This window comes from Pseudomonas sp. MBLB4136 (genome assembly GCF_051904765.1).
Taxonomy (GTDB): domain Bacteria; phylum Pseudomonadota; class Gammaproteobacteria; order Pseudomonadales; family Pseudomonadaceae; genus Aquipseudomonas.
Window position 1 is genome coordinate 3,659,708 of the sequence record NZ_CP196713.1, and the last position, 20,329, is coordinate 3,680,036.

Below are 20,329 nucleotides of genomic sequence, written 5' to 3' on the forward strand. Positions count from 1 at the left end.
TTATGACGTTCAACGAATGCTGTTTCAGAGCACGGCCTATTGAGCCCGGCTTGTATATCTTGCCAGTCCATCTATATCTTCAATAATGATCTTCCGGTTTTTCCGACTGATCAGCTTTTCATTCTCAAACTGTTTGAGCACGCGGGTTACGGTAATTCGCGAACAGCCGACATTGTGCGCCAGTTCACTCTGTGTGAATGTCGTTGAAATCATGCGCGGATCATGACCAACATCAAGCGTGTCAGAGCACGCCACCAGCCTGATCAGAGCATCGGCAATCCGGCCGGTAGAATCATTAAAGGTGTTGCTGGTTAGCTGTAGCAGTACGATTCTGAATTTGCGTGTGATGCTATTGATCAGGCACGAATAGACGGCGGTGTTATTAGCGATCTCTGACAGCAGCAAATCCCGAGCAATGTACGAAACCACAGCGTTTTCTTTAGTCCGGAAGAGAAAGTTAAAGTCACCCTCGCACAATAGATCCATCTCGCCAAAAATCTCACCGGGACGCATGGTGTAAAGCAGTTTCTCATTGCCTTGGGGACTGATAACGCTTTTGGATATTTTCCCGCTTACCACAATGCCAAAACTGCCTTTGAACTGATCGTTATTTATGGTCTGCTTGCTTTTATATTTTTTAAGCTTTCCGCGAGGCGACAATTCATCCAGAAAATATTCGCGCATCGCCCTCTGCTTTTGATCATCGAATGCCTTCTCGTACATGATCATTCCTCACGGTCTAAAAAGCCTAAGACGCTTCAATGGCTTGATGGGTGCTCAAAAGGGATTGGATCGCCATTTTTCTGGCGAACAAGCTCATTAACTGCAGCATCAGCCCTTATGGCGCACAACGATTATTGATCGGTAATTATAAAAAAAAAGTAGCCCAGGCTACATTGCTGGCATATTTTCGCTCGACCTGGGAGGCTGGTGTTAGCCCAAGCGCCTTCTGCTAGGGAAGGTCTGAAGTAGCTAGACACTCCCCGCCAACTTCAGCCTTCACCAATTTTGAGAGCGGGCAGTCGATCAAAAATCGGCCAAATAGCCCACTCATTTCCCCGTTTTGGGCCGTCGCGAGCACCTCGCGGCAGGCATTTCCCACATTACGGGCGCACCTCTCCTGCGCTCGCCAGCAAATGTCGACGCGCCATCCACAGGTTCGACAGTGCGAGTAGCGTCACCAGTTGCGCGGTGTTCTTCGCCAGGCCACGGAAGCGCATCTTCACGTAGCCAAACGGCCGCTTGATCACCCGGAATGGCTGCTCGACCTTGGCGCGCTCCTGGGCCTTGGCCTTTTCGACCTTGCGCTTGGCTTTGTAGCGTGGATTGTTCTTGCCCAGCTTCTTGTAGGTACTACGGCGCGCCGCGACCTGCCAGATCACGTTCCGGCCAGCATCGGCGCAGATGACGTCCTCGTCACCATGCAGCAGCTGGTCGACCAGGGTGACATCCGCCACGTTGGCCGCCGTGCCGACCACGCTGTGCACCAGGCCCGATTCGTCATCAACGCCGATGTGGGCCTTCATGCCGAAGTAGTACTGTTGCCTTTCTTGGTCTGGTGCATTTCCGGGTCGCGCTTGCCGTCCTTATTCTTGGTCGAGCCGGGCGCATCGATCAGCGTGGCATCGACAATGGTGCCTTGACGCAGCGACAGACCGCAGTCACCGAGATAGCCGTTAATCACCGCCAGTATTCCGGCCGCCAGTTCGTGTTTCTCCAGCAGCCGACGGAAGTTGAAGATGGTGGTTTCGTCCGGGATGCGCTCCAGACTCAGCCCGGAAAACTGGCGCAGGATGGTGGTCTCGTACAGCGCTTCCTCCATTGCCGGATCGCTATAGCCGAACCAGTTCTGCATCAGGTGCACGCGCAACATGGCCAGCAGCGGATAGGCGGGGCGGCCACCTTCGCCCTTCGGGTAATGCGGCTCGATCAGGAACAGCTCCTTGCGGGTCTGCTTGCGCTTGCCGGCGTACTCGGCGTACTCGGCGTCGGCGAGGTGGCGGGATCGGCGTATTTCATCAGATTCAAGAAGTGTTTTTCAGAGCGCCCCTAGGCGGCGAAGCCGGTCCCCGCGCCCCGGCCAGGCAATTGCACCGGCGCGGCGGCGGACCTGCGAATCAACGCTCCGGCAGGGCGGCTCTAGGCAGCCCCCTGCAGGGCTTCAGGCGATCAGCTGGCCTGCACCAGGTGCACCACCCGCTGCGGGAACGGGATGCCGATTCCGGCCTCGTCCAGACGCTCCTTGACCAGCTCGGTGAACTCGAAGGTCACCGGCCAAAAGTCGCCTGTTTCCACCCACACGCGCAGCGACAGGTCGACCGAGTTGTCGCCCAGACCGACCACATAGACCACCGGCGCCGGATCCTTGAGCACCCGCGGATCCTCGGCGATCTTCAGCAGCACCTCGCGGGCCTTCTTGATATCGGCGGCATAATCGACGCCCACCTTGATTTCCGCGCGGCGCTTCGGCTCGCGGGAATAGTTGGTGATGTGGCCGTTGGACAGGCTGCCGTTGGGCACTATCACCACCTTGTTGTCCGCGGTCTTCAGCGTGGTGTGGAAGATCTGGATGCTGTCGACGGTACCGGCCACGCCCTGCCCCTCGATCCATTCGCCGGCGCGAAACGGGCGGAACAGCAGGATCAGCACGCCACCGGCGAAGTTGGCCAGGCTGCCCTGCAGGGCCAGGCCGATGGCCAGGCCGGCGGCACCTATGGCGGCGATGAACGAGGTGGTCTCCACGCCAATCATCGAGGCCACGCTGACCAGCAGCATTACCTTGAGCGCGATGCTCGCCAGGCTGCCGATAAAGCTGTGCAGCGCGCGGTCGACGTTACGTGAATCCAGCAGGCCGCCGACCTTGCGGGTCAGGCCGTTGATCAGCCACCAGCCGACGGCCAGGGTAACCAGTGCCAAGGTCAACTTGCCACTGTAGTTCAGCACCACAGGCAGCCAGGTCTCGGACATCTTCACCAGTTGCTCGAGGTTCATTTCCATCGGTCGCTCCTTCTAGGCATTGCAACTACCGTGCGTTTTCCAACGCACAAAACACGACCGCCATGGCAAGCCATGGCGGTCAAAGTGCTATCACCCCTGTTGCGACGCCTTTGCGCCGCAGAGGTTCAATATTCCGCCGGTCAGTCGCGGAAATTGTTGAACTGCAGCGGCATGCCGAAGTCCTTGGCGCGCAGGCTGGCGATGCACTCCTGCAGGTCATCGCGCTTCTTGCCGGTGATACGCACCTGTTCGCCCTGGATCGCCGCCTGTACCTTGAGCTTGCCGTCCTTGATATGGGCGACGATCTTCTTCGCCAGCTCCTTGTCGATGCCCTCGCGCAGGGTGACTTCCTGCTTGACGCTCTTGCCCGAGGCATAGGCGTCCTTGAACTCCAGGCACTGCACGTCGATCTTGCGCTTGACCAGGCTCAACTTGAGAATCTCGAGCATCTGCTCCAGCTGGAACTCGGCATCGGCGGTCAGGTTGACAGTCAGCTCCTTGAGTTCGAAGCTGCCTTTGCCGCGCAGGTCGTAACGACGCTCCAGCTCTTTGATGGCGTTATCCACGGCGTTGGTGACTTCGTGTTTGTCCAGTTCGGACACCACGTCGAACGAGGGCATGGGATTCCTCCAGATAAACGGCGCGACCCAGGTCACGGACCGGGCACACCTGGCTTGACGGTTAAAAAACCGAACCAGTATATATCTTTAGCCACAAACACTGCCCGGCGAAGTACCGGGCCCATGTGCCATCCCTGCGAGCCTGCCCATGCCCAACCCCCATCTCAGCATCCTGGTGGTGGACGACGCGAAGTTCTCCAGCGCCATGATCGGTCGTGCCCTGAGCCAGGCTGGCTACCAGGACCTGCGCTTCGCCAACAGCGCCGCCGAAGCCATCCGCCTGCAGGAACAGCGCCCGGCCAGCGTGCTGCTGGCCGACTGGCTGATGCCGGAGATGGACGGCCTCGAGCTCACCGGGCGAGTGCGCCAGCTCGACGAGATGACCGACCACTACACCTACATCATGCTGCTGACCGGCAAGGAAGGCGAAAACGTCCTGGGCGAGGCCTTCGACCGTGGCGTGGATGACTTCATCAGCAAGTCGGCGATGAGCGAGCAGCTGGTGCCGCGAGTCTTCGCCGCCGACCGCCTGTGCAACACCCTGCAACGCCTGCTGCAGGAAAACCGCCTGTTGACGCAGAACGTCAGCAGCCTGGAGGAGCGCAACCTGGTCGACCCCCTGACCGGCCTGGGCAACCCGCGCTACCTGCGCCAGAAGCTGCAGGACAGCCTGCGCCAGGTCGAGTCCCGCGGGGGCGCACTGTGCTACCTGCTGATTGGACTGCAGGAAGCCGGCGAACTGCAGCAGCGACACGGCGAGGGCTTCTACAGCGAACTGCTGCACGGCGTCGCCCGCCGCCTGCAACAACTGGTGCGCCCCCTGGACGTGCTGGCGCGCCTGGACGACAACCATTTCGCCCTTCTCACCCTCCCGGCGAACCTGCAGGAGTGCTCGCCGAGCAGCTTTCGGCGCCTGCACGAAGGCATCAATCTCAAGGCCTTCAAGACCAGCGAGGGCTTCATCACCCTCAAGGCCGGCATCAGCCTGGTGGGCCTCGACGCCAAGAACCTGCCGATCGACCCGGACGGCGTGATCGAGCAGGCCGCCCAGCTGCTCCCGGAGTCCTATGCCAGCGGCCGGGTCACGGCCACGCGCCTGCCGCGCTCGCACTAGAGGATTCCCCTGCACCGCCCCGCGGGCAAGACGGCGCAGGTCGCGATAGACTTGCCGTCCATGAGCGAATGCAAAACCACCTGGCACATCCTCGGCGCCGGCAGCCTCGGCAGCCTGTGGGCCGCACGCCTGGCCCGCGCCGGGGTGCCGGTGCAGCTGATCCTGCGTGATGCCGAGCGACTCGCCGCCTATCGCCGCGCCGGCGGCCTGACCCTGGTCGAGAAGGGCCAGGCCCGGCAGTTCCCGCTGGACGCCCAGACCGCCACCGACCCCGCCCCCATCCAACGCCTGCTGCTGGCCTGCAAGGCCTACGACGCCGAGCAGGCCATCGCCGGCCTGGCGCCGCGCCTGGCGGACGAGGCCGAGGTCATCCTGCTGCAGAACGGCCTGGGCAGCCAGGATGCGGTCGCCGCACGCGTGCCCCAGGCCCGCTGCATCCTCGCCTCCAGCACCGAGGGTGCCTTTCGCGAGGACGCCTGGCGCGTGGTGTTCGCCGGCCATGGCCACACCTGGCTCGGTGATCCGCTGGACCTCACCCCGCCGCCCTGGCTGGCCGAGCTGGAACGGGCCGGCATCGTCCATGACTGGAGCCTGGACATCCTCGGCCGGCTCTGGCGCAAGCTGGCGCTGAACTGCGCGATCAACCCGCTGACGGTGCTCTACGACTGCCGCAACGGCGACCTGCGGCAACACCCGGCGGAGCTCGCGACACTCTGCGACGAGCTCGCCGAGCTGCTGCACACCTGCGGCCAGCCCGCCGCCGCCGATGGCCTGCACGAGGAGGTGCAGCGGGTGATCCAGGCCACCGCGGCGAACTACTCGTCGATGCATCAGGATGTCGCCCAGGGCCGCCGCACCGAGATCGCCTACCTGCTCGGCCATGCCTGCGCCGCGGCCCAGCGCCACCGCCTGGTCCTGCCGCACCTCACGGCGCTGCACCAGCGCCTGCTCAAACACCTGGGCGCACGCGGATTGCCCAGCCACTGAGCGGCGCGTTACCCTGCCCGCACCTCAGTCACCGCGACTCGCCCGCCCATGCCCCTGCGTCAGCGCCTCGAAAACCTGCCGGTCGGCCGCAAACTGCTGGCGGCGCTGCTGGTATCGCTGGCCACCGTGCTGCTGGTGGCGAACCTGGCGTTCATCAGCGCGGCCTACTGGATCTCCCAGGAGAGCGTCGCGCCCCAGGCCCTGCACACCCTCGGCCGGCTGATCGCCATCCCGCCGCTGAGCTACGAGGCGCTGAGTTCGGTGCAGGCCGCCGAAAAGCTGCTCACCCGCCTGGACGACTATGCCCCCCTGCGCGCCGCGGCGATCTACGACAGCAACGGCATGAGCCTGGCGCAGCTGCAGCGCGGCGAGGCGCTGAATCTGCCGGCGCAGGTCGAACAGCTGGAGGCCTGGCGCCGGGATGAGTTCCGCACCACCCACCTGGTCGAACTGGCGCAGCCCGGCCGGCGCCCCGGCTACCTGCTGCTGGTCGCCTCGGGCGAACTGCCGGGCGCCTTCTACACCGGCACCCTGACCGCCAGTGGCGCGATCCTCGCCTTCAGCGTGCTGCTCTGGGTGTTGGTCGCCCGGCAGATCCGCCGCCTGGTGACCAAGCCGATCCGCAAGCTGGAAGAGCTGTCGCGCCAGGTCACCCGCGAGGAGAACTACGCGCTGCGCGCCCGCCCGGGAAACCGCGACGAGATCGGCAGCCTGGCCGAAGCCTTCAACACCATGCTGATGCGCATCGAGGCCCGCGAGCAGCAGCTCAAGCGCGCCCGCGACGACGCCCAGACGGCATTCGACCAGGCCCAGAGCCTGGCCGAGGAGACCCGCCACTCCAACCGCAAGCTGGAGCTGGAAGTGCAGGTGCGCAGCAAGATCGAGAAGAAGCTCACCGGCTTCCAGAACTACCTCAACAGCATCATCGACTCCATGCCCTCGGCGCTGATCGCCCTCGACGAACAGCTCTACGTCACCCAGTGGAACCAGGAAGCCAGCGCCCTGTCCGGCACGCCACTGAGCGAGGCGCTGAACCAGCCGGTGTTCCTCGCCTTCCCGCCGCTCAAGCCGTTCCTCGCCCAGCTCAGGCGCACCGCCGAGCAGCACAAGGTGGAGAAGATCGAACGGGTGACCTGGAGCAAGGACGAGGAGCCGCGCCACTATGCCCTGACCTTCTACCCGCTGATGGGCGGTGGCGGGCGCGGCGTGGTGATCCGCATCGACGACATCACCCAGCGCCTGAGCCTGGAAGAAATGATGGTGCAGTCGGAGAAGATGCTCTCGGTCGGCAGCCTGGCCGCCGGCATGGCCCATGAGATCAACAATCCCCTGGGCGCCATCCTGCACAACGTGCAGAACATCCGCCGGCGCCTGTCGCCGGAACTGGAGAAGAACCGCGAACAGGCCGAACAGCTCGGCCTGAGCCTGGAGGCCATCGACCAGTACCTGCAGGCCCGGCAGATCCCTCCGCTGCTCGACGGCATCCAGCAGGCCGGCACCCGGGCGGCGCGCATCGTCAGCCACATGCTCAGTTTCAGCCGCCGCAGCAACCGCCAGCTGGTGCCCTGCCAACTGCCGGCGCTGATCGATCAGGCCCTGGAGATCGCCAGCAACGACTTCGACCTGACCGAGAGCTTCGACTTCAAGAGCCTGGTCATCCAGCGCGAGTTCGACCCCAAGCTCGGCCCGGTCCCCGGCACCGCCAACGAGCTGGAGCAGGTGCTGCTCAACCTGCTGAAGAACGCCGCCCAGGCCATCCACCAGCGCGAGGACGCCAGGACGCCGGGGCAGATCACCCTGCGCACCCGGTTGGCGCCGCCCTGGGCGGAGATCCAGGTGGAGGACAACGGCGTCGGCATGCCCGAGCCGGTGCGCAAGCGCATCTTCGAGCCGTTCTTCACCACCAAGGAGGTCGGCCAGGGTACCGGGCTGGGGCTGTCGGTGTCCTACTTCATCATCACCAACAATCACAAAGGGCAGATGGAAGTACAGTCCAGTCGCGGTCAGGGCACCTGCTTCACCCTGCGCCTGCCATTGACTGCCGTCGCCGCGCACCAGGATTCCTGACCATGGGTTATCGACTGTCGAAGATCTACACGCGCACCGGCGACGCCGGCGAAACCGGCCTGGCCGACGGCCGCCGGGTGGCCAAGGACCATCCGCGGGTGGAGGCCATGGGCGAGCTGGACAGCCTCAACAGCCAGCTTGGCCTGCTGCTGGCCGAACTGGCCAGCGAGGCCGCCGGCTGCCCGGCGCTGCAGGAGGTGATCGAGGTACTGTCGCCCTGCCAGCACCGCCTCTTCGACCTCGGCGGCGAACTGGCGATGCCAGACTACCAGGCCCTGCAGGCCAGCGAGATCTCCCGAGTGGAGGGCGCCATCGACCGCTGGAACGAGGAGCTGGGGCCATTGCAGAACTTCATCCTGCCCGGCGGCTCGCGCCTGATCGCCCAGGCCCATATCTGCCGCAGCCTGGCCCGCACGGCCGAGCGACGCTGCCAGCAGCTCAATGCCCTGGAGCCGATTCGCGGCGTCGGCCTGGCCTACGTCAATCGCCTGTCCGATTTACTGTTCGTCGCCGCACGGCTGATCGCCCGCCGCCAGCAGATCGCCGAAGTGCTCTGGCAGGAGGCGCCCAAGCCAGACGCCTAGCCGCGTCAACGGCCCGATCGGGCTCAGGGCTGCAGGCTGAGGCGGCTCTCGAAGTGACGCGGCGCGCCGCTGAGCGGGTCGATGAAGTCCAGCCCCCGGGCCAGCAGCTTGAGCGGCTTGCCGTAGTCGTCCGCGGCGTCGGCGGCGGCGCTCACCTCGGGATAGAAGGGATCGTTGCAGATCGCCGCGCCCAGGGCGGCCAGGTGCACGCGCAACTGGTGCTTCTTGCCGGTGACCGGGTACAGCGCATAGCGCCACAGCTCGCCGAGCTTCTCCAGCACCTCGATGCGCGTCTCGCTGTTGGCCACGCCGGGCACCTCGCGCATGCGGAAGAACGGCTCGCCGGCCTCCAGGCGGGTGTGGCGCAGCAGCGGAAACTGCAACGCCGGCAGCGCCGGGGCCAGGGCCTCGTAGCGCTTGTCGATGCGCCGCTCGCGGAACAGCGCCTGGTAGCAGCCGCGGCTCTCGGGATTGGTGGAGAACAGCACCAGCCCGGCGGTGTGCCGGTCGATGCGGTGCAGCGGCACCAGGTCGGCGTTGCCCAGGCGCTTGGCCAGACGCGCCAGCAGGGTCTGCTCGACGTACTCGCCAGCCGGCATCACCGGCAGGAAGTGCGGCTTGTCGGCCACCAGCAGGTGCTCGTCGACATGCAGCACGGTTTCCTCGAAGGGAATCGGCGTCTCGGCCACCACCTCGCGGAAGTAGTGCACCCGCAAGCCGACCCGATAGGGGTGCTGCGGGTCGATGGGCACACCCTCGGCATCCAGCACCCGGCCCCTGGCCATGCGCTGCGCCCACAGCTCGCGGCCGATCGCCGGAAAGTGCGCCGCCAGGCAGTCGAGCACGGTCGCCCAGTCGCCCTGGGGCAGGTGCAGGGTGCTGGGGCGCAGGTTGGACGGGGAACGGGCTGGCACGGACATCAGGACTCTCGACGGACAGCGTCTGGCGCTTCGGCCGGCTATTAGGCCGCAGGCCGGCGCCCAGCGTCAAAGCGCGCCGATGAGCTACAGCAGGATCACCGCCCAGACCACGGCGATCAGGCTCAGGGCCACCAGCTGCGCGGCGCTGCCGAGGTCCTTGGCCTGCTTCGACAGGGGATGCAGCTCCAGGGAAATGCGGTCCACCGTGGCCTCGATCGCCGAATTGAGCAGCTCGACGATCAGCGCCAGCAGGCACACGGCAATCAGCACGGCGCGCTCGACCCGGTCGACCGGCAGGTAGAGCGCCAGGGGCAGCAGCACCAGGTTGAGCGCCAGCAACTGGCGAAACGCCGCCTCGCCCCTGAAGGCCGCCTTCAGCCCCGCCCATGAATAGCCCGAGGCGTGCACCAGCCGGCGCCAGCCGACCCGGCCCTTGAGGGCGCGGCCATCATGGATTGGCGAACAGGATTCAGGCTTCACGGTGATACGGCTCCACGGCGCGGATAAAGCAGTTGTAGGCCTCGACGAAGACCCGCCAGTCGGCCTCGGGCATGGCACCGCGATGGCGATACAGCTGCGCCAGGTCGCGCTGCGAGGCGCGGGAGGCGACTAGCCGCCGGCGGCACTTCTCCAGATCGAGCAGGGCCACCTCGACCCAGCCGCCATCGGCTGCGGGGTGATGCTTGACGAAGATGTGCTTGGGGTACAGGCAGCCGTGCTGCCAGCGCCCCAGGTGCAGGCGACTAAGGGTCAGCGCCAGCTGCTGCAGCAGCTGGCGGTTGAGCTCCGCGCTGCATGGTTGCGGCGAGGCACCCGCATACCACTGCTCCAGGCTGACGAAGCCGTCCAGGGCCTCGGTCACCAGCAACGCGCGCCACTGCCCGGCGTGCTTCCGCGCGCCGTAATACACCAGCTCCGGCACGCGCACCTCGAGCCTGGCCAGGGCACGCATGGCCTGCACCTCACGCAGCACCGTCGGCTGACCGAAGGGATGCAGCCAGGAACGATACAGGTGGCCGACCTGGCGCTTGAGGTACAGCAGCTGCCCGGACTGGCTGCCCAGGCGCTGCACCCCGCTCTCGCCGCCGCGCCGCTGGTTGGGTGCCTCGACCCACTCGCCACGGATCTGCCACCAGCGCTCGAAGGTCGGCTGGAAGGTTTGCTTGTGCGCTAACGCGATCAGTGCGGCCATTTCAGCTGGCCTTACGCAGTACGTAGACCCGCCACATGGCGTAGCCCGGCAGGAAGTCCTTGTGCCCGAGGATGTCGAAACCGACCCGGGCGAACTCGGACTCGATGGTGTCGCGGTCGATCACGAAGCGGTTCTGGTTCTGCGTCGCCCGCCCTTCGGCGGCGCGCCGCGCCTCCAGGCGACGACGTTTCCAGGCCTTGTAGTTGCCATCGACCCACAGCGAGACGATCAGGGTGTCACGGGTGACCCGGTGGAACTCGCGCAGCATGGCCAGGCGATGCGGCGACTCGGCGACATGGTGCAGAAGGCGCATGCAGAAGATGCTGTCCACGGCGTTGTCCGTCAGGTCGATGGCGAAGGCCGAGGTCTGGAAGGCCTTGACCCGCGCGACCACCGCCGCCGGCTGGGCGGCCAGGGCCGTGTCGAGCATGTCCTGGGAGTTGTCCGCGGCGAGTATCACGCGGTTCGCCTGCTCGGCCAGCAACGGCCAGAAACGCCCGGCGCCGCAGGGCAGGTCGAGCACCAGGTTCGGTTCGCCGGCCAGCTTCAGGGCATAACGCGCCAGCTGCTGGTCGCGCCAATGGGACAGGCGCCGCGCCATGCCATCCTGATGCTTGTGAAAATACTGCTGGGCATGCTCGCGATCGTACTTGCGCGAGAAATCCAGCTCGATGGGTTTGCCGCTCGACATGACAGCCTGCTCCGTTGAGGAATCCACGGCTGGCAGACTAGCGAGGGGGCCATCAAGCCCCCGTCATCAGAATGTGAAAGAAACGTGAAGCGCGGCACGCCGCCTCAGCTGCGCTGCAGGCGCACCTCGAACAGGCTGCCCCGGGGCTGCAGCTCGCGCACCCGCACCTCCCAGCCCTGGTGCTCGCAGATTCGCTTGACCAGCGACAGGCCCAGGCCCAGACCCTCGCCGCGGGCCTGGGCGCCACGCACGAAGGGCTGGAACATCTGCTCCTGCTGGTCGGGGGGAATGCCGACGCCGCTGTCCTCGACGCGAAAACCACCCGGCTCGACGATCAGGCGTACGCCGCCCTGCTCGGTGTAGTGCAGGGCGTTGCGCAACAGGTTGGAGATCACCGTGCGCAGGAAGCTGAGGTTGTAGCGCGTGGCGTCGCTGCCGTGCTCGATCACCTCGAACTGCAGGCCCTTGGCGCGGATCAGCGGCCCCCAGCGCTTGCTCTGCTCCTCGGCCACCACGGCCAGCTCGGCGCTGCCGCCCAGGTTCGCCTCATCCGGGTTGGCGCGGGCCAGCATCAGGAAGGTCTGCACCAGGTCGCGCATTTCCTCGGCAGCCCGGCCGATGCGCTGCACCTGCTCGCGCTGGCGGGCCTCCAGGTTGTTGGCCTCGATCAGCAGCTCGCAGGAGGTGGCGATGACCATCAACGGCGTGCGCAGCTCGTGGCTGACGTCGCTGGTGAACAGCCGCTCGCGCTCCAGGGAATGGCGCAGCTGGCCCAGGGTGCTGTCGAAGGCCGCCGCCAGGCGGCCGACCTCGTCGTCTGGATAGTCCGGCGCCAGGGCCGGCGCCAGAGGGTGCAACTGGTCGCGGTGGCGTACCTGGTGGGCCAGGCGGATCACCGGCGCCATCACCCGCCGGGCCAGCAGCCAGCCCAGCCCCCAGGCCGCCAGCACGCTGAGCAGGAAGCCGGCCAGCACCACGTCGAACAGCACGTTCTCCCGCGCCTCGAACTCATGCTGTTCCTGCACCAGCATGAAGGCCTCGCCGTCGATCGTGCGCTTGAACACGTAATAGGCCTGCTCCTCTTCGACCACCTCGGAGAAGCCTTCCTCCACCTCGGCGAACTGCGGCGGCACGGCGTAGGCCGGCAGGTGCGAGGCGAACAGCCGGGTGCTCGAATCCAGGCGCGGAGGCAGGCCCCGCTGCAGGTCGTCGTGCAGCACACTGCCGAGCTGACGATCCAGCTCCTCGGAAACCAGGTGCTCCTCGACCAGGTGCACGATGGCCACGATGCTCAGGGCGAAGACCCCGCTGACCACCAGGGTCATCAGCACGAAGGCGATGACGATGCGCCGCAGCAGCGGCTGTTTAGACATCATCGCCGGACTCCGCCAGGCGGTAGCCGACGCCATGGATGGTGTGCAGCAGGGGCTTGTCGAACGGCTTGTCGACGACCTGGCGCAGCTGGTGGATATGGCTGCGCAGGCTGTCGCTGTCCGGGCAGTCGTCGCCCCACAGCGCCTCCTCCAGCGCCTCGCGCCGCACCACCGCCGGGCTGCGCTGCATCAGCACCGCCAGCAGCTTCATGCCCAGCGGGTTGAGCTTGAGCGACTGGCCGCCGCGCCTGACCTGCAGGGTGTCGAGGTCGTAGCTCAGGTCGCCGATCTGCAGGCGGCGTTTGCGGCTGCCCTGGCTGCGCCGCAGGATGGCCTCGATGCGTGCCACCAGCTCGGACAGGGCGAAGGGTTTGAGCAGGTAGTCGTCGGCGCCGGCGTTGAGGCCCTTGAGCCGGTCGTCCAGGGCGTCGCGGGCGGTCAGCATGATGATCGGCGTGTCGCTGCGGGCATCCTCGCGCAGGCGCTGGCACAGCTGATAGCCGTCCATGCCCGGCAGCATGATGTCCAGCACGATCAGGTCGTAATGCTCGGTGGCGGCCAGGTGCAGGCCGCTCAGGCCATCCTGGGCGCAATCGACGCTGTAACCCTTGAGGCTCAGGTAGTCGAGGATGTTGGTGAGAATGTCGCGGTTGTCTTCCACCACCAGGATGCGCATGTTCGGTTAACCCCTCGGAGCGGCCATCGGCAGACCGGCGAAAAAAGAGTACGGAGACCAGTATCAGGTGCTGGCATTTGACGTTTTCTTCACCTGATCTGCACACGGGACTCACAGGCGCCCGAGCAAACTGCCAGGCATTCGCTCGAGCGGCGATCATACGTCGCCGGCGGCCGCCGTGCCGAGCCCGGGCGAGCCGACTTCCCTGACAATCCGAAGGATCATGCGCCAATGTCGACTGGAGTATCGCCCGCCTCGCGGCCATTCAACTTCCACCTGGGCTTCGGCCTGCCGCTGCTGGCGATGCTGGTGCTGCTCGGCGAGCCGACGGCCCTGGACTTCGCCATCGCCAACTGGGCCTACGACCCACAGAGCGGCTTCATCGGCGGGCACAGCTGGTTTCTCGAGAACATCCTCCACGACCGCGCCAAGCAGGCGGTGATCCTCATCGGCGTGCTGGCCATCTTCGGCTTCCTGCTCAGCCTGCTGCCGACCCGCCTGCGCCAGTGGCGCCGCTCCCTGGGCTATCTGGTGCTGGCGATGGGCCTGTCCAGCGGCATCGTCACGCCGCTGAAAGCCCTGACCGGCGTGCAATGCCCCTGGAGCCTGAGCCAGTACGGCGGCGAGGAGAGCTACACGCCGCTGCTCATCCCCCGCGCGCCCACCGCCAAGCCCGGTCGCTGCTGGCCCGGCGGCCATGCGGCGGCCGGCTTCTCGCTGCTGGCGCTGTTCTTCGTGCTGCGCGACCGGCGCCCGCGCGCCGCCAGGCTCGCGCTCTGGGTGGCGCTGGGCCTGGGCACGGTCTTCTCGGTGAGTCGCATGCTGCAGGGCGCGCACTTCCTGTCCCACAACCTGTGGACGGCGCTGCTCGACTGGACCATCTGCCTCGCCACCTACCGCCTGCTGCTGTACCGGCCCGCTTCGGCCCTCGGCGCCGCCGTCACAGCCCCAGCAGGTACAGGCACAGCGACAGGCTGAACAGGGAGCCGAGGGTCGACAGCAGGATGCTGCTCGACACCACCGAGGCCTCGCGGCGGTAGAACTCGGCCAGCATGAACGGCCCGGTGCCGGTCGGCAGGGCGCTGAGCAGCAGGGCCGCGTAGGCCCACAGCGGCGGCAACTGGAACACCTGGAAGGCCAGCACCCAGGTGAACAGCGGATGGACGATCAGCTTGATCAGCACCAGGCCGATGCTGCCCTCGCGGCGCCCGCTCTGCTTGTGCGCCAGGAACAGGCCCAGGGAGATCAGCGCGCAGGGCGCGGTGGCGGCGGCCAGCAGGTCGAGCAGGCGATGCGCCGGCAGCGGCAGCGGCTCGCCCCACAGCGACCACAGGCCACCGAGCAACGGCGCCACCACCAGGGGGTTCCTGGCCAGCGCCAGCAGCACCTTGGCCAGCGCCCGATGCAGGCGCTTCTCGTCCTGCAGCGCGACCTCGATGCACACCACCGCCAGGGAGAACAGCACGCAGACCACAATCAGGCTGGCGATCAGCGCCGGTACCAGGCCCTCGTCGCCGAGCACCAGTACGCACAGCGGAATGCCCATGTAGCCGGTGTTGGCATAGGACGCGCTGAGCCCCTGCACGCTGGCATCGGCCAGGCCTGCGCGCTGGCGCAGACGCCACAGCAGGGTCAGCACGAACACCGCCAGGGTGCCCAGGCTGTAGACCAGGATGAACTGCGGCTGCCAGATCTGCGCCCACACCGCGGTGGCGGTCGCCTCGAACAGCAGGGCCGGCAGGCACAACCAGACCACCATGCGGTTGATCTCCGACGCCGCGCTCGGGCCGAGCACGCCCAGGCGCCGGCACAGATAGCCGGCCAGGATCAGGGCGAAGATCGGGAGCAGTACGTCGAGTACGGAAGCCATGGGCCGGGCACGCTCAGTCGGCCGAAGAAGGTCCGCAGGTTAGGCCTGGCGATCGATACCGTCTAATGCTATTTGATAGGAAGACCAATACGGCTTACGCATCAATGACCGATATCCGCCAGCTGCGCTACTTCACCGTGCTCGCCGAAACCCTGCACTTCGGCCGCGCGGCCGACCAGTTGCACATCACCCAGCCGCCCCTGAGCCGGCAGATCGCCGCCCTCGAGGCCGAGCTGGGCATCGCCCTGCTCGTGCGCAATTCGCGCTCGGTCAGCCTGACCCTCGCCGGCGAGCAGTTCTACCGCCACGCCAAGGCGCTGCTGGCCGACCTCGACACGGCCGTGCGCACCGCCCAGGCCACCGCCCGCGGCGAACGCGGCGAGCTGCGCCTGAGCTTCACCATGAGCGCCGCCTGGAGCCTGCTGCCGGCGCTGGTCAAGGCCTACAGCGACGCCCGGCCGCAGGTCGAGCTGCGCCTCGACGAGACCCTGCCGCGCGACCTGGCCCAGGCGCTGGGCAGCGGCGCCGCCGATTTCGGCATCGCCTTTCCCGGCCAGCCGAGCGACCAGCTGCACTATCTGCCGCTGCGTCGCGAACCGCTCTGCGCCGTGCTGCCGAGCGCCCATCCGCTGGCGGCGCTGGAGCGCCTGGACGTCGCGCAACTGGCCGCCGCGGACTTCGTCAGCTTTCCCCGCAGCACGGCGCCGGCGCTGCACGACGCCCTGATCGACTGTTGCCGGCAGGCCGGCTTCGCCCCGCGCATCCGCCTGGAAACCCACCTGCAGCAGACCATCGTCAACCTGGTCGGCGAAGGCCTGGGCGTGTCCCTGGTGCCCGACTCGATGCGCCGCATGCGCCTGGACGGCGCGGTGTTCCGCCCCCTGCTGAGCTCGCCGCAGATCGAACAGGGGCTGTACTGGAGCGCGAACAACGCCAACCCCTGCCTGGGGGGGTTCCTCGACTGCGCCAGAGACCTGGCCGCTAGGCTTCGGTCGACGGCGCGGCGGGCCCCGTCTCCAGGGAACGGCGATACAGCGCCGCCACCAGATCGGTCTGGGTGACGATGCCGAGCAATACCCCGTCCTCGTCCAGCACCGGCACCTTGTGCACCTCGCCGGAGGACAGGCGCTGCACCAGGCGGATGGTCGGCCACTGCGGCGCGCACGTCAGCACCCCGGTCTGCATCGCCTCGCGCACCTGCCCGGCCTCGCCGGTCCGCAGCAGGTCGTGCAGGTAGAGCATGCCTTGCAACTGACGCGCCTGGTTCACCACCGGCATGGCGGTGAGGCGATGAGCCTGCATGCGGGCCCAGGCCTCGGCGCGGCTGGTCTCCGGATGCAGGCACAGCACGTCGCGGGACATGATGTCGGCGCAGCGGACCTCGCCGAAGCGCCTGCGGTAGGCGCGCTCCTCGGTCTGGCGGAGGATGTCCGCCAGGTCCTCGCGGGCGATGTCGAGCAGTTCGCCGCGCGCCTGGAGTACCTCGTCGAGGTCGGCCGCGGTGAAACCCAGGCGGTCACGCGGCGGCAGGTCACGGGTCTTGCGCGGACTATCCGGTGCCATGGCGCGATGGGGATAACGACGGCGGAAGGCATTGTTGAACAGCAACGCGATGGTCAGCAGGCCGAGGCTGTTGAGCGACACCGGGTAGAGGGCGAAGGCATAGCCCAGCTGGGCGACCTCTTCGCCGCCCAGCACCGCGGTCAGGGCGATGGCGCCGCCCGGCGGGTGCAGGCAGCGCAGGACAAACATCGCCACCATGGCGGCGGCCACCGCGATGCCGGCGGCGACCAAGCCATGCCCAAGCCACTGGGCGCAGGCGACGCCGACCAGAGCCGCGATCAGGTTGCCGCCGAACACCGACCAGGGTTGCGCCAGCGGGCTGGACGGCACGGCAAACAACAGCACGGCGCAGGCCCCCATCGGCGCCACCAGCCAGAGCCCGGCGTTGCCCAGCGCCTGCCGGGCGATCCAGCCACTGATCAGCAGGCCCAGCAGTGCCCCGACGCAGCTCAGCAGCTGCTCGCCGCGCCCCACCGCCATGGGCTCAGGCCAGAATGCCCTCAACCAACCTTTGAACCTGTTCACCGCAGGGAAATCCGCCTTACTCGCACCGACAAGGGGCAGGCACTATACAAGCCGCCATGCGTCGTGCGTCAAGCCGGCCAGAACGCGCGGATGCCCGCCACCCCCTGGGCCCCGGCCTGCCAGGCGCGCTCGACATCCTCCGGCCCCACGCCACCGAGCAGGTAGGCCGGGCGATCGAAGCCCTGCAGCAGTTCGCGTGCCTGCGTCCAGCCCAAAGGACTGGCCTGCGGATGGCTGGCCGTGACCTGCAGCGGCGACAGGGTGACGAAATCCACGCCCATCTGCGCGGCCAGGGCCAGCTCTTCGGCACCGTGACAGGACGCCGCCAGCCAGCGTTGCGCGGGCAGCGGTCGGCCGCCGCCGGCCAGCTCGCGCAGCTGCGCGGACGTCAGATGCCAGCCGGCGGCGGGAAAATCGCCCAGCCACTCCAGCGGCCCCTTGAGCATCAGTTGCGCACGGCCGGCGCACAGGCCCTGGATATCCACGGCGAGGTCGCGGTACTGGGCATCGAACATCTTCGGCGCGCGCAACTGTAGCAGGCGAACGCCGCCGTCCAGCGCGGCCTGCACGCCACGCAGCAGGGCCGGCGCCGCCAGGTCATCCGGGGTGATCAGGTAGCGCTCGGGCAAGCGGGCGGCGGCGACTATCGGCCGATTGGCCGCGGGAAACTCGTAGTCGCCCAGCTGGCGCGGGGCGACCCAGGCCAGGGGCTGGCCTTCGGCGCCATGGGGTTCGCCGCTGAAGGCGCTGACCTCCCAGACATCCAGCAGCACCTGCTTGTCCGGGTAGTCGTGCCGCACCTGGATCAGCGGCCGCGCCAGCGTCGGGCGGATGCCCAGCTCCTCTTCCAGCTCCCGGGCCAGGGCGACCTGTACCGCCTCGCCGGCCTCCACCTTGCCGCCGGGAAACTCCCACAGCCCGCCCTGGTGCTTGTCCTCCGGGCGCCGGGCGATCAGCACGCGCCCATCCTCTGCGCGAATCACCGCCGCAGCTACATGCACCCGCTTCACCGCAGCGCCTCCACCTGCGCCGCCTGGTACCAGCGCTGGAACGCCGGCCAGCAGTAGATGGTCTCGACATAGGCCGCGGCCACTTCCGGCAGCTCGACGCGGTAGCTGCGCAAACGTGCCGCCACCGGGGCGAAGAAGGCGTCCGCCAGGCTGGCGTGGCCGAACAGGAAGGGACCATCCTGGCCGAAGCGGCTCCGGCACTCGGCCCAGAGCGCGCAGATGCGGCGGATATCGGCCTGGGCCTCTGCAGGAATCTGCACCAGGGCCTCGTCGCGCCGAAGATCCATCGGCAGGTGCGTGCGCAGCGCCCCGAAGCCGCTGTGCATCTCCGCGCACAGGCTGCGGGCCAGGGCGCGGGCGTACTGGCCACGGGGCCACAGGTGGGCCTCGGGGAAGGTTTCGGCGAGGTATTCGGCGATGGCCAGGGAATCCCATACCGGGCCTTCCTCGGTCTTCAGCAGCGGCACCTTGCCGCTCGGCGAATGCTCCAGGATGCGCGCGCGGGTATCGGCACGGTCCAGGGCGATCTGCACCTCGCTGTAGGGCGCCTGCGCCAGTTCCAGGGCCAGGGCCGCGCGCAGCGACCAGGAGGAATAGCGCTTGTCGCCGATGATCAGGGTCAGGGACATGGGGTCGCTCCTTGCGTGACGGAATGGGGACAGCTCAGGCGACGTTAAGAGGCGCCCCCCCGAATAGCAAATTCCCGTTGTTCATGGGGCCATGAACAACGGGAATAGGCGCGTGGAACGCTGCGGAACCGGATCAGGTGCGGTATTCGGCGTTGATCTTCACGTACTCGTGGGACAAGTCGGTGGTCCAGATGGTCTCGCTGCAGCCGCCGCGGCCGAGCTCGATGCGGATGCCGATCTCCTCCTTGGCCATCACCGCCGCGCCCTGCTCCTCGGTGTAACTGGCCGCGCGGCAGCCACGACTGGCGATGCACACATCGCCGAGGAACACGTCGATCTTGCTCACGTCCAGCTGGGCCACCCCGGCGCGGCCGACCGCGGCGAGGATGCGTCCCCAGTTCGGGTCGGAGGCGAACAGCGCGGTCTTGATCAACGGCGAATGGGCCACGGCATAGCCGACGTCCAGGCACTCCTGGTGGGTGGCGCCGCCGTTGACCTGCACGGTGACGAACTTGGTCGCGCCCTCGCCGTCGCGGACGATGGCCTGGGCCACCTCCATGCACACCTCGAACACCGCCTGCTTCAGCGCGGCGAACAGCGCGCCACTGGCCTGGGTGATCTCCGGCAGCGGCGCCTTTCCGGTGGCGACCAGCATGCAGCAGTCGTTGGTCGAGGTATCGCCGTCGATGGTGATGCGGTTGAACGACTTGTTCGCCGCGTCGCGCAGCAGGTCCTGCAGCACGCCCTGGGCGACCTTGGCGTCGGTGGCGATATAGCCGAGCATGGTCGCCATGTTCGGCTTGATCATCCCGGCGCCCTTGCTGATGCCGGTGACGGTCACGGTCACGCCGTCGTGGACGAACTGGCGGCTGGCGCCCTTGGGCAGGGTGTCGGTGGTCATGATGCCGGTGGCGGCCTCGGCCCAGTTGTCCTCCGCCAGGTTATCCAGGGCGGCCTGCAGGGCGCCCTCGATCTTCTCCACCGGCAGCGGCTCGCCGATCACCCCGGTGGAGAACGGCAGCACCGCCTCCTCGTCGACACCGGCCAGCTGCGCCAGCGCCGCGCAGGTGCGCGCGGCATTCTGCAGGCCTGGCTCGCCGGTGCCGGCGTTGGCATTGCCGGTATTGGTCAGCAGGTAACGCACCGGCCCCAGCACGCGCTTCTTGGCCAGGATCACCGGCGCGGCGCAGAAGGCATTGAGGGTGAAGACCCCGGCGACGCTGGAGCCTTCGGCGCAGCGCATCACCACCACATCCTTGCGCCCGGGGCGCTTGATACCGGCCGAGGCGATACCCAGCTCGAAGCCTGGAACCGGGTGCAGGGTAGACAGAGGGCCAAGACCAACAGCCATGAACGTGCTCCTTGAATGTGCAGAACAGCGCGTCGACCACGGCGGCGCCCTGTGGATAAAGAACCTGCCGCCAGGCAGGACCGGATTCGATGGAAAAACGCCGCGAGCGGTCAGAACCGTTCGCGGCGTTGCAACCTTGCGCCAAGCATAGCCGAGGCCA

20 protein-coding genes and 1 pseudogene are annotated in these 20,329 nt (G+C 67.0%); 6 read left to right on the top strand and 15 right to left on the bottom strand.

Translation table 11 applies throughout. The annotated features are described in order from the left end of the window. Positions 1-36 precede the first annotated feature (36 nt). The 4 genes and pseudogenes from ACSX1D_RS16625 to ACSX1D_RS16640 form a co-directional block, all read right to left on the bottom strand. Positions 37-723: a Crp/Fnr family transcriptional regulator gene (locus tag ACSX1D_RS16625; RefSeq protein WP_439859560.1), complete on the bottom strand. Its 687-nt coding sequence runs from the start codon at positions 721-723 to the stop codon at positions 37-39. A 380-nt stretch (positions 724-1,103) separates the two neighbouring features. Next, positions 1,104-2,014 (bottom strand): annotated as a pseudogene (locus ACSX1D_RS16630) (IS5 family transposase). A 155-nt stretch (positions 2,015-2,169) separates the two neighbouring features. After that, a complete protein-coding gene (locus ACSX1D_RS16635; protein ID WP_439859561.1) occupies positions 2,170-2,997 on the bottom strand; it encodes a mechanosensitive ion channel family protein in 828 nt (275 codons plus the stop codon). Positions 2,998-3,137: 140 nt separating this feature from the next. Further along, the gene (locus ACSX1D_RS16640; protein ID WP_439859562.1) at positions 3,138-3,617 is read right to left on the bottom strand and encodes a YajQ family cyclic di-GMP-binding protein; all 480 of its coding nucleotides are present in this window, start codon (positions 3,615-3,617) and stop codon (positions 3,138-3,140) included. A 148-nt stretch (positions 3,618-3,765) separates the two neighbouring features. Between ACSX1D_RS16640 and ACSX1D_RS16645 the strand changes: the two genes are divergently transcribed. The 4 genes from ACSX1D_RS16645 to ACSX1D_RS16660 are packed head-to-tail and all read left to right on the top strand — an operon-like array spanning position 3,766 to position 8,369. After that, a complete protein-coding gene (locus ACSX1D_RS16645) occupies positions 3,766-4,731 on the top strand; it encodes a response regulator (protein WP_439859563.1) in 966 nt (321 codons plus the stop codon). Positions 4,732-4,791: 60 nt separating this feature from the next. Continuing rightward, entirely contained in the window at positions 4,792-5,718 is a 927-nt protein-coding gene (locus ACSX1D_RS16650; protein ID WP_439859564.1) for a putative 2-dehydropantoate 2-reductase, read from the top strand. Between the two features lie 48 nt (positions 5,719-5,766). Continuing rightward, complete coding sequence (locus ACSX1D_RS16655) at positions 5,767-7,785, top strand: sensor histidine kinase (protein ID WP_439859565.1); 2,019 nt, start codon at positions 5,767-5,769, stop codon at positions 7,783-7,785. Positions 7,786-7,787: 2 nt separating this feature from the next. Then, positions 7,788-8,369, top strand: a complete 582-nt coding sequence (locus ACSX1D_RS16660; protein WP_439859566.1) for a cob(I)yrinic acid a,c-diamide adenosyltransferase — start codon at positions 7,788-7,790, stop codon at positions 8,367-8,369. A 23-nt stretch (positions 8,370-8,392) separates the two neighbouring features. On the opposite strand, the gene ACSX1D_RS16665 is transcribed toward ACSX1D_RS16660, so the two are convergent. From ACSX1D_RS16665 to ACSX1D_RS16690, 6 genes are all read right to left on the bottom strand, one after another. Then, the gene (locus ACSX1D_RS16665) at positions 8,393-9,289 is read right to left on the bottom strand and encodes a pseudouridine synthase (RefSeq protein WP_439859567.1); all 897 of its coding nucleotides are present in this window, start codon (positions 9,287-9,289) and stop codon (positions 8,393-8,395) included. Positions 9,290-9,373: 84 nt separating this feature from the next. Continuing rightward, on the bottom strand, positions 9,374-9,745 hold the full coding sequence (locus tag ACSX1D_RS16670) for a diacylglycerol kinase (RefSeq protein WP_439862351.1): 372 nt from the start codon (positions 9,743-9,745) through the stop codon (positions 9,374-9,376). Between the two features lie 13 nt (positions 9,746-9,758). Then, positions 9,759-10,481, bottom strand: a complete 723-nt coding sequence (locus ACSX1D_RS16675) for a lipopolysaccharide kinase InaA family protein (RefSeq protein WP_439859568.1) — start codon at positions 10,479-10,481, stop codon at positions 9,759-9,761. A 1-nt stretch (position 10,482) separates the two neighbouring features. Further along, the gene (locus tag ACSX1D_RS16680; protein WP_439859569.1) at positions 10,483-11,172 is read right to left on the bottom strand and encodes a class I SAM-dependent methyltransferase; all 690 of its coding nucleotides are present in this window, start codon (positions 11,170-11,172) and stop codon (positions 10,483-10,485) included. Between the two features lie 104 nt (positions 11,173-11,276). After that, positions 11,277-12,548 (bottom strand): sensor histidine kinase, encoded by a 1,272-nt coding sequence (locus ACSX1D_RS16685; RefSeq protein WP_439859570.1) that lies wholly within the window; start codon positions 12,546-12,548, stop codon positions 11,277-11,279. After that, positions 12,538-13,221 carry a response regulator transcription factor gene (locus ACSX1D_RS16690; protein WP_439859571.1) on the bottom strand — a complete coding sequence of 228 codons (684 nt, stop codon included), beginning with the start codon at positions 13,219-13,221 and terminating at the stop codon, positions 12,538-12,540. The genes ACSX1D_RS16685 and ACSX1D_RS16690 overlap by 11 nt, the downstream gene beginning before the upstream one ends. Before the next feature lie 231 nt (positions 13,222-13,452). Between ACSX1D_RS16690 and ACSX1D_RS16695 the strand changes: the two genes are divergently transcribed. Further along, a complete protein-coding gene (locus ACSX1D_RS16695) occupies positions 13,453-14,199 on the top strand; it encodes a phosphatase PAP2 family protein (protein ID WP_439859572.1) in 747 nt (248 codons plus the stop codon). On the opposite strand, the gene ACSX1D_RS16700 is transcribed toward ACSX1D_RS16695, so the two are convergent. Then, complete coding sequence (locus ACSX1D_RS16700; protein WP_439859573.1) at positions 14,162-15,091, bottom strand: AEC family transporter; 930 nt, start codon at positions 15,089-15,091, stop codon at positions 14,162-14,164. The two genes, ACSX1D_RS16695 and ACSX1D_RS16700, sit on opposite strands and share 38 nt — an antisense overlap. A gap of 104 nt (positions 15,092-15,195) precedes the next feature. Between ACSX1D_RS16700 and ACSX1D_RS16705 the strand changes: the two genes are divergently transcribed. Beyond that, a complete protein-coding gene (locus tag ACSX1D_RS16705) occupies positions 15,196-16,152 on the top strand; it encodes a LysR substrate-binding domain-containing protein (RefSeq protein WP_439859574.1) in 957 nt (318 codons plus the stop codon). Here the strand turns inward: ACSX1D_RS16705 and ACSX1D_RS16710 are convergent. The 4 genes from ACSX1D_RS16710 to argJ all read right to left on the bottom strand — a co-directional run bounded on the left by ACSX1D_RS16710 (position 16,073) and on the right by argJ (position 20,169). After that, a complete protein-coding gene (locus ACSX1D_RS16710; RefSeq protein WP_439859575.1) occupies positions 16,073-17,179 on the bottom strand; it encodes an HPP family protein in 1,107 nt (368 codons plus the stop codon). The genes ACSX1D_RS16705 and ACSX1D_RS16710 overlap by 80 nt on opposite strands. 68 nt (positions 17,180-17,247) lie before the next feature. Next, a complete protein-coding gene (locus ACSX1D_RS16715; protein WP_439859576.1) occupies positions 17,248-18,189 on the bottom strand; it encodes a Nudix family hydrolase in 942 nt (313 codons plus the stop codon). Then, positions 18,186-18,818, bottom strand: coding sequence for a glutathione S-transferase (locus ACSX1D_RS16720; protein ID WP_439859577.1), 633 nt, complete (start codon positions 18,816-18,818; stop codon positions 18,186-18,188). Before ACSX1D_RS16720 ends, ACSX1D_RS16715 begins: the two co-directional genes overlap by 4 nt. Positions 18,819-18,951: 133 nt before the next feature. After that, positions 18,952-20,169: a bifunctional glutamate N-acetyltransferase/amino-acid acetyltransferase ArgJ gene (gene argJ / locus ACSX1D_RS16725; RefSeq protein ID WP_439859578.1), complete on the bottom strand. Its 1,218-nt coding sequence runs from the start codon at positions 20,167-20,169 to the stop codon at positions 18,952-18,954. Between the last annotated feature and the right edge of the window lie 160 nt (positions 20,170-20,329).

Bases quoted from the DNA above. Each gene is read 5' to 3' on its own strand.
- ACSX1D_RS16720 (WP_439859577.1), bottom strand. From the start codon at position 18,818: ATGTCCCTGACCCTGATCATCGGCGACAAGCGCTATTCCTCCTGGTCG.
- ACSX1D_RS16655 (WP_439859565.1), top strand. From the start codon at position 5,767: ATGCCCCTGCGTCAGCGCCTCGAAAACCTGCCGGTCGGCCGCAAACTG.
- ACSX1D_RS16640 (WP_439859562.1), bottom strand. From the start codon at position 3,617: ATGCCCTCGTTCGACGTGGTGTCCGAACTGGACAAACACGAAGTCACC.
- ACSX1D_RS16705 (WP_439859574.1), top strand. From the start codon at position 15,196: ATGACCGATATCCGCCAGCTGCGCTACTTCACCGTGCTCGCCGAAACC.
- ACSX1D_RS16695 (WP_439859572.1), top strand. From the start codon at position 13,453: ATGTCGACTGGAGTATCGCCCGCCTCGCGGCCATTCAACTTCCACCTG.
- ACSX1D_RS16635 (WP_439859561.1), bottom strand. From the start codon at position 2,997: ATGGAAATGAACCTCGAGCAACTGGTGAAGATGTCCGAGACCTGGCTG.
- ACSX1D_RS16700 (WP_439859573.1), bottom strand. From the start codon at position 15,091: ATGGCTTCCGTACTCGACGTACTGCTCCCGATCTTCGCCCTGATCCTG.
- ACSX1D_RS16685 (WP_439859570.1), bottom strand. From the start codon at position 12,548: ATGATGTCTAAACAGCCGCTGCTGCGGCGCATCGTCATCGCCTTCGTG.
- ACSX1D_RS16660 (WP_439859566.1), top strand. From the start codon at position 7,788: ATGGGTTATCGACTGTCGAAGATCTACACGCGCACCGGCGACGCCGGC.
- ACSX1D_RS16675 (WP_439859568.1), bottom strand. From the start codon at position 10,481: ATGGCCGCACTGATCGCGTTAGCGCACAAGCAAACCTTCCAGCCGACC.
- ACSX1D_RS16625 (WP_439859560.1), bottom strand. From the start codon at position 723: ATGTACGAGAAGGCATTCGATGATCAAAAGCAGAGGGCGATGCGCGAA.
- ACSX1D_RS16645 (WP_439859563.1), top strand. From the start codon at position 3,766: ATGCCCAACCCCCATCTCAGCATCCTGGTGGTGGACGACGCGAAGTTC.
- ACSX1D_RS16650 (WP_439859564.1), top strand. From the start codon at position 4,792: ATGAGCGAATGCAAAACCACCTGGCACATCCTCGGCGCCGGCAGCCTC.
- ACSX1D_RS16690 (WP_439859571.1), bottom strand. From the start codon at position 13,221: ATGCGCATCCTGGTGGTGGAAGACAACCGCGACATTCTCACCAACATC.
- argJ (WP_439859578.1), bottom strand. From the start codon at position 20,169: ATGGCTGTTGGTCTTGGCCCTCTGTCTACCCTGCACCCGGTTCCAGGC.
- ACSX1D_RS16680 (WP_439859569.1), bottom strand. From the start codon at position 11,172: ATGTCGAGCGGCAAACCCATCGAGCTGGATTTCTCGCGCAAGTACGAT.
- ACSX1D_RS16665 (WP_439859567.1), bottom strand. From the start codon at position 9,289: ATGTCCGTGCCAGCCCGTTCCCCGTCCAACCTGCGCCCCAGCACCCTG.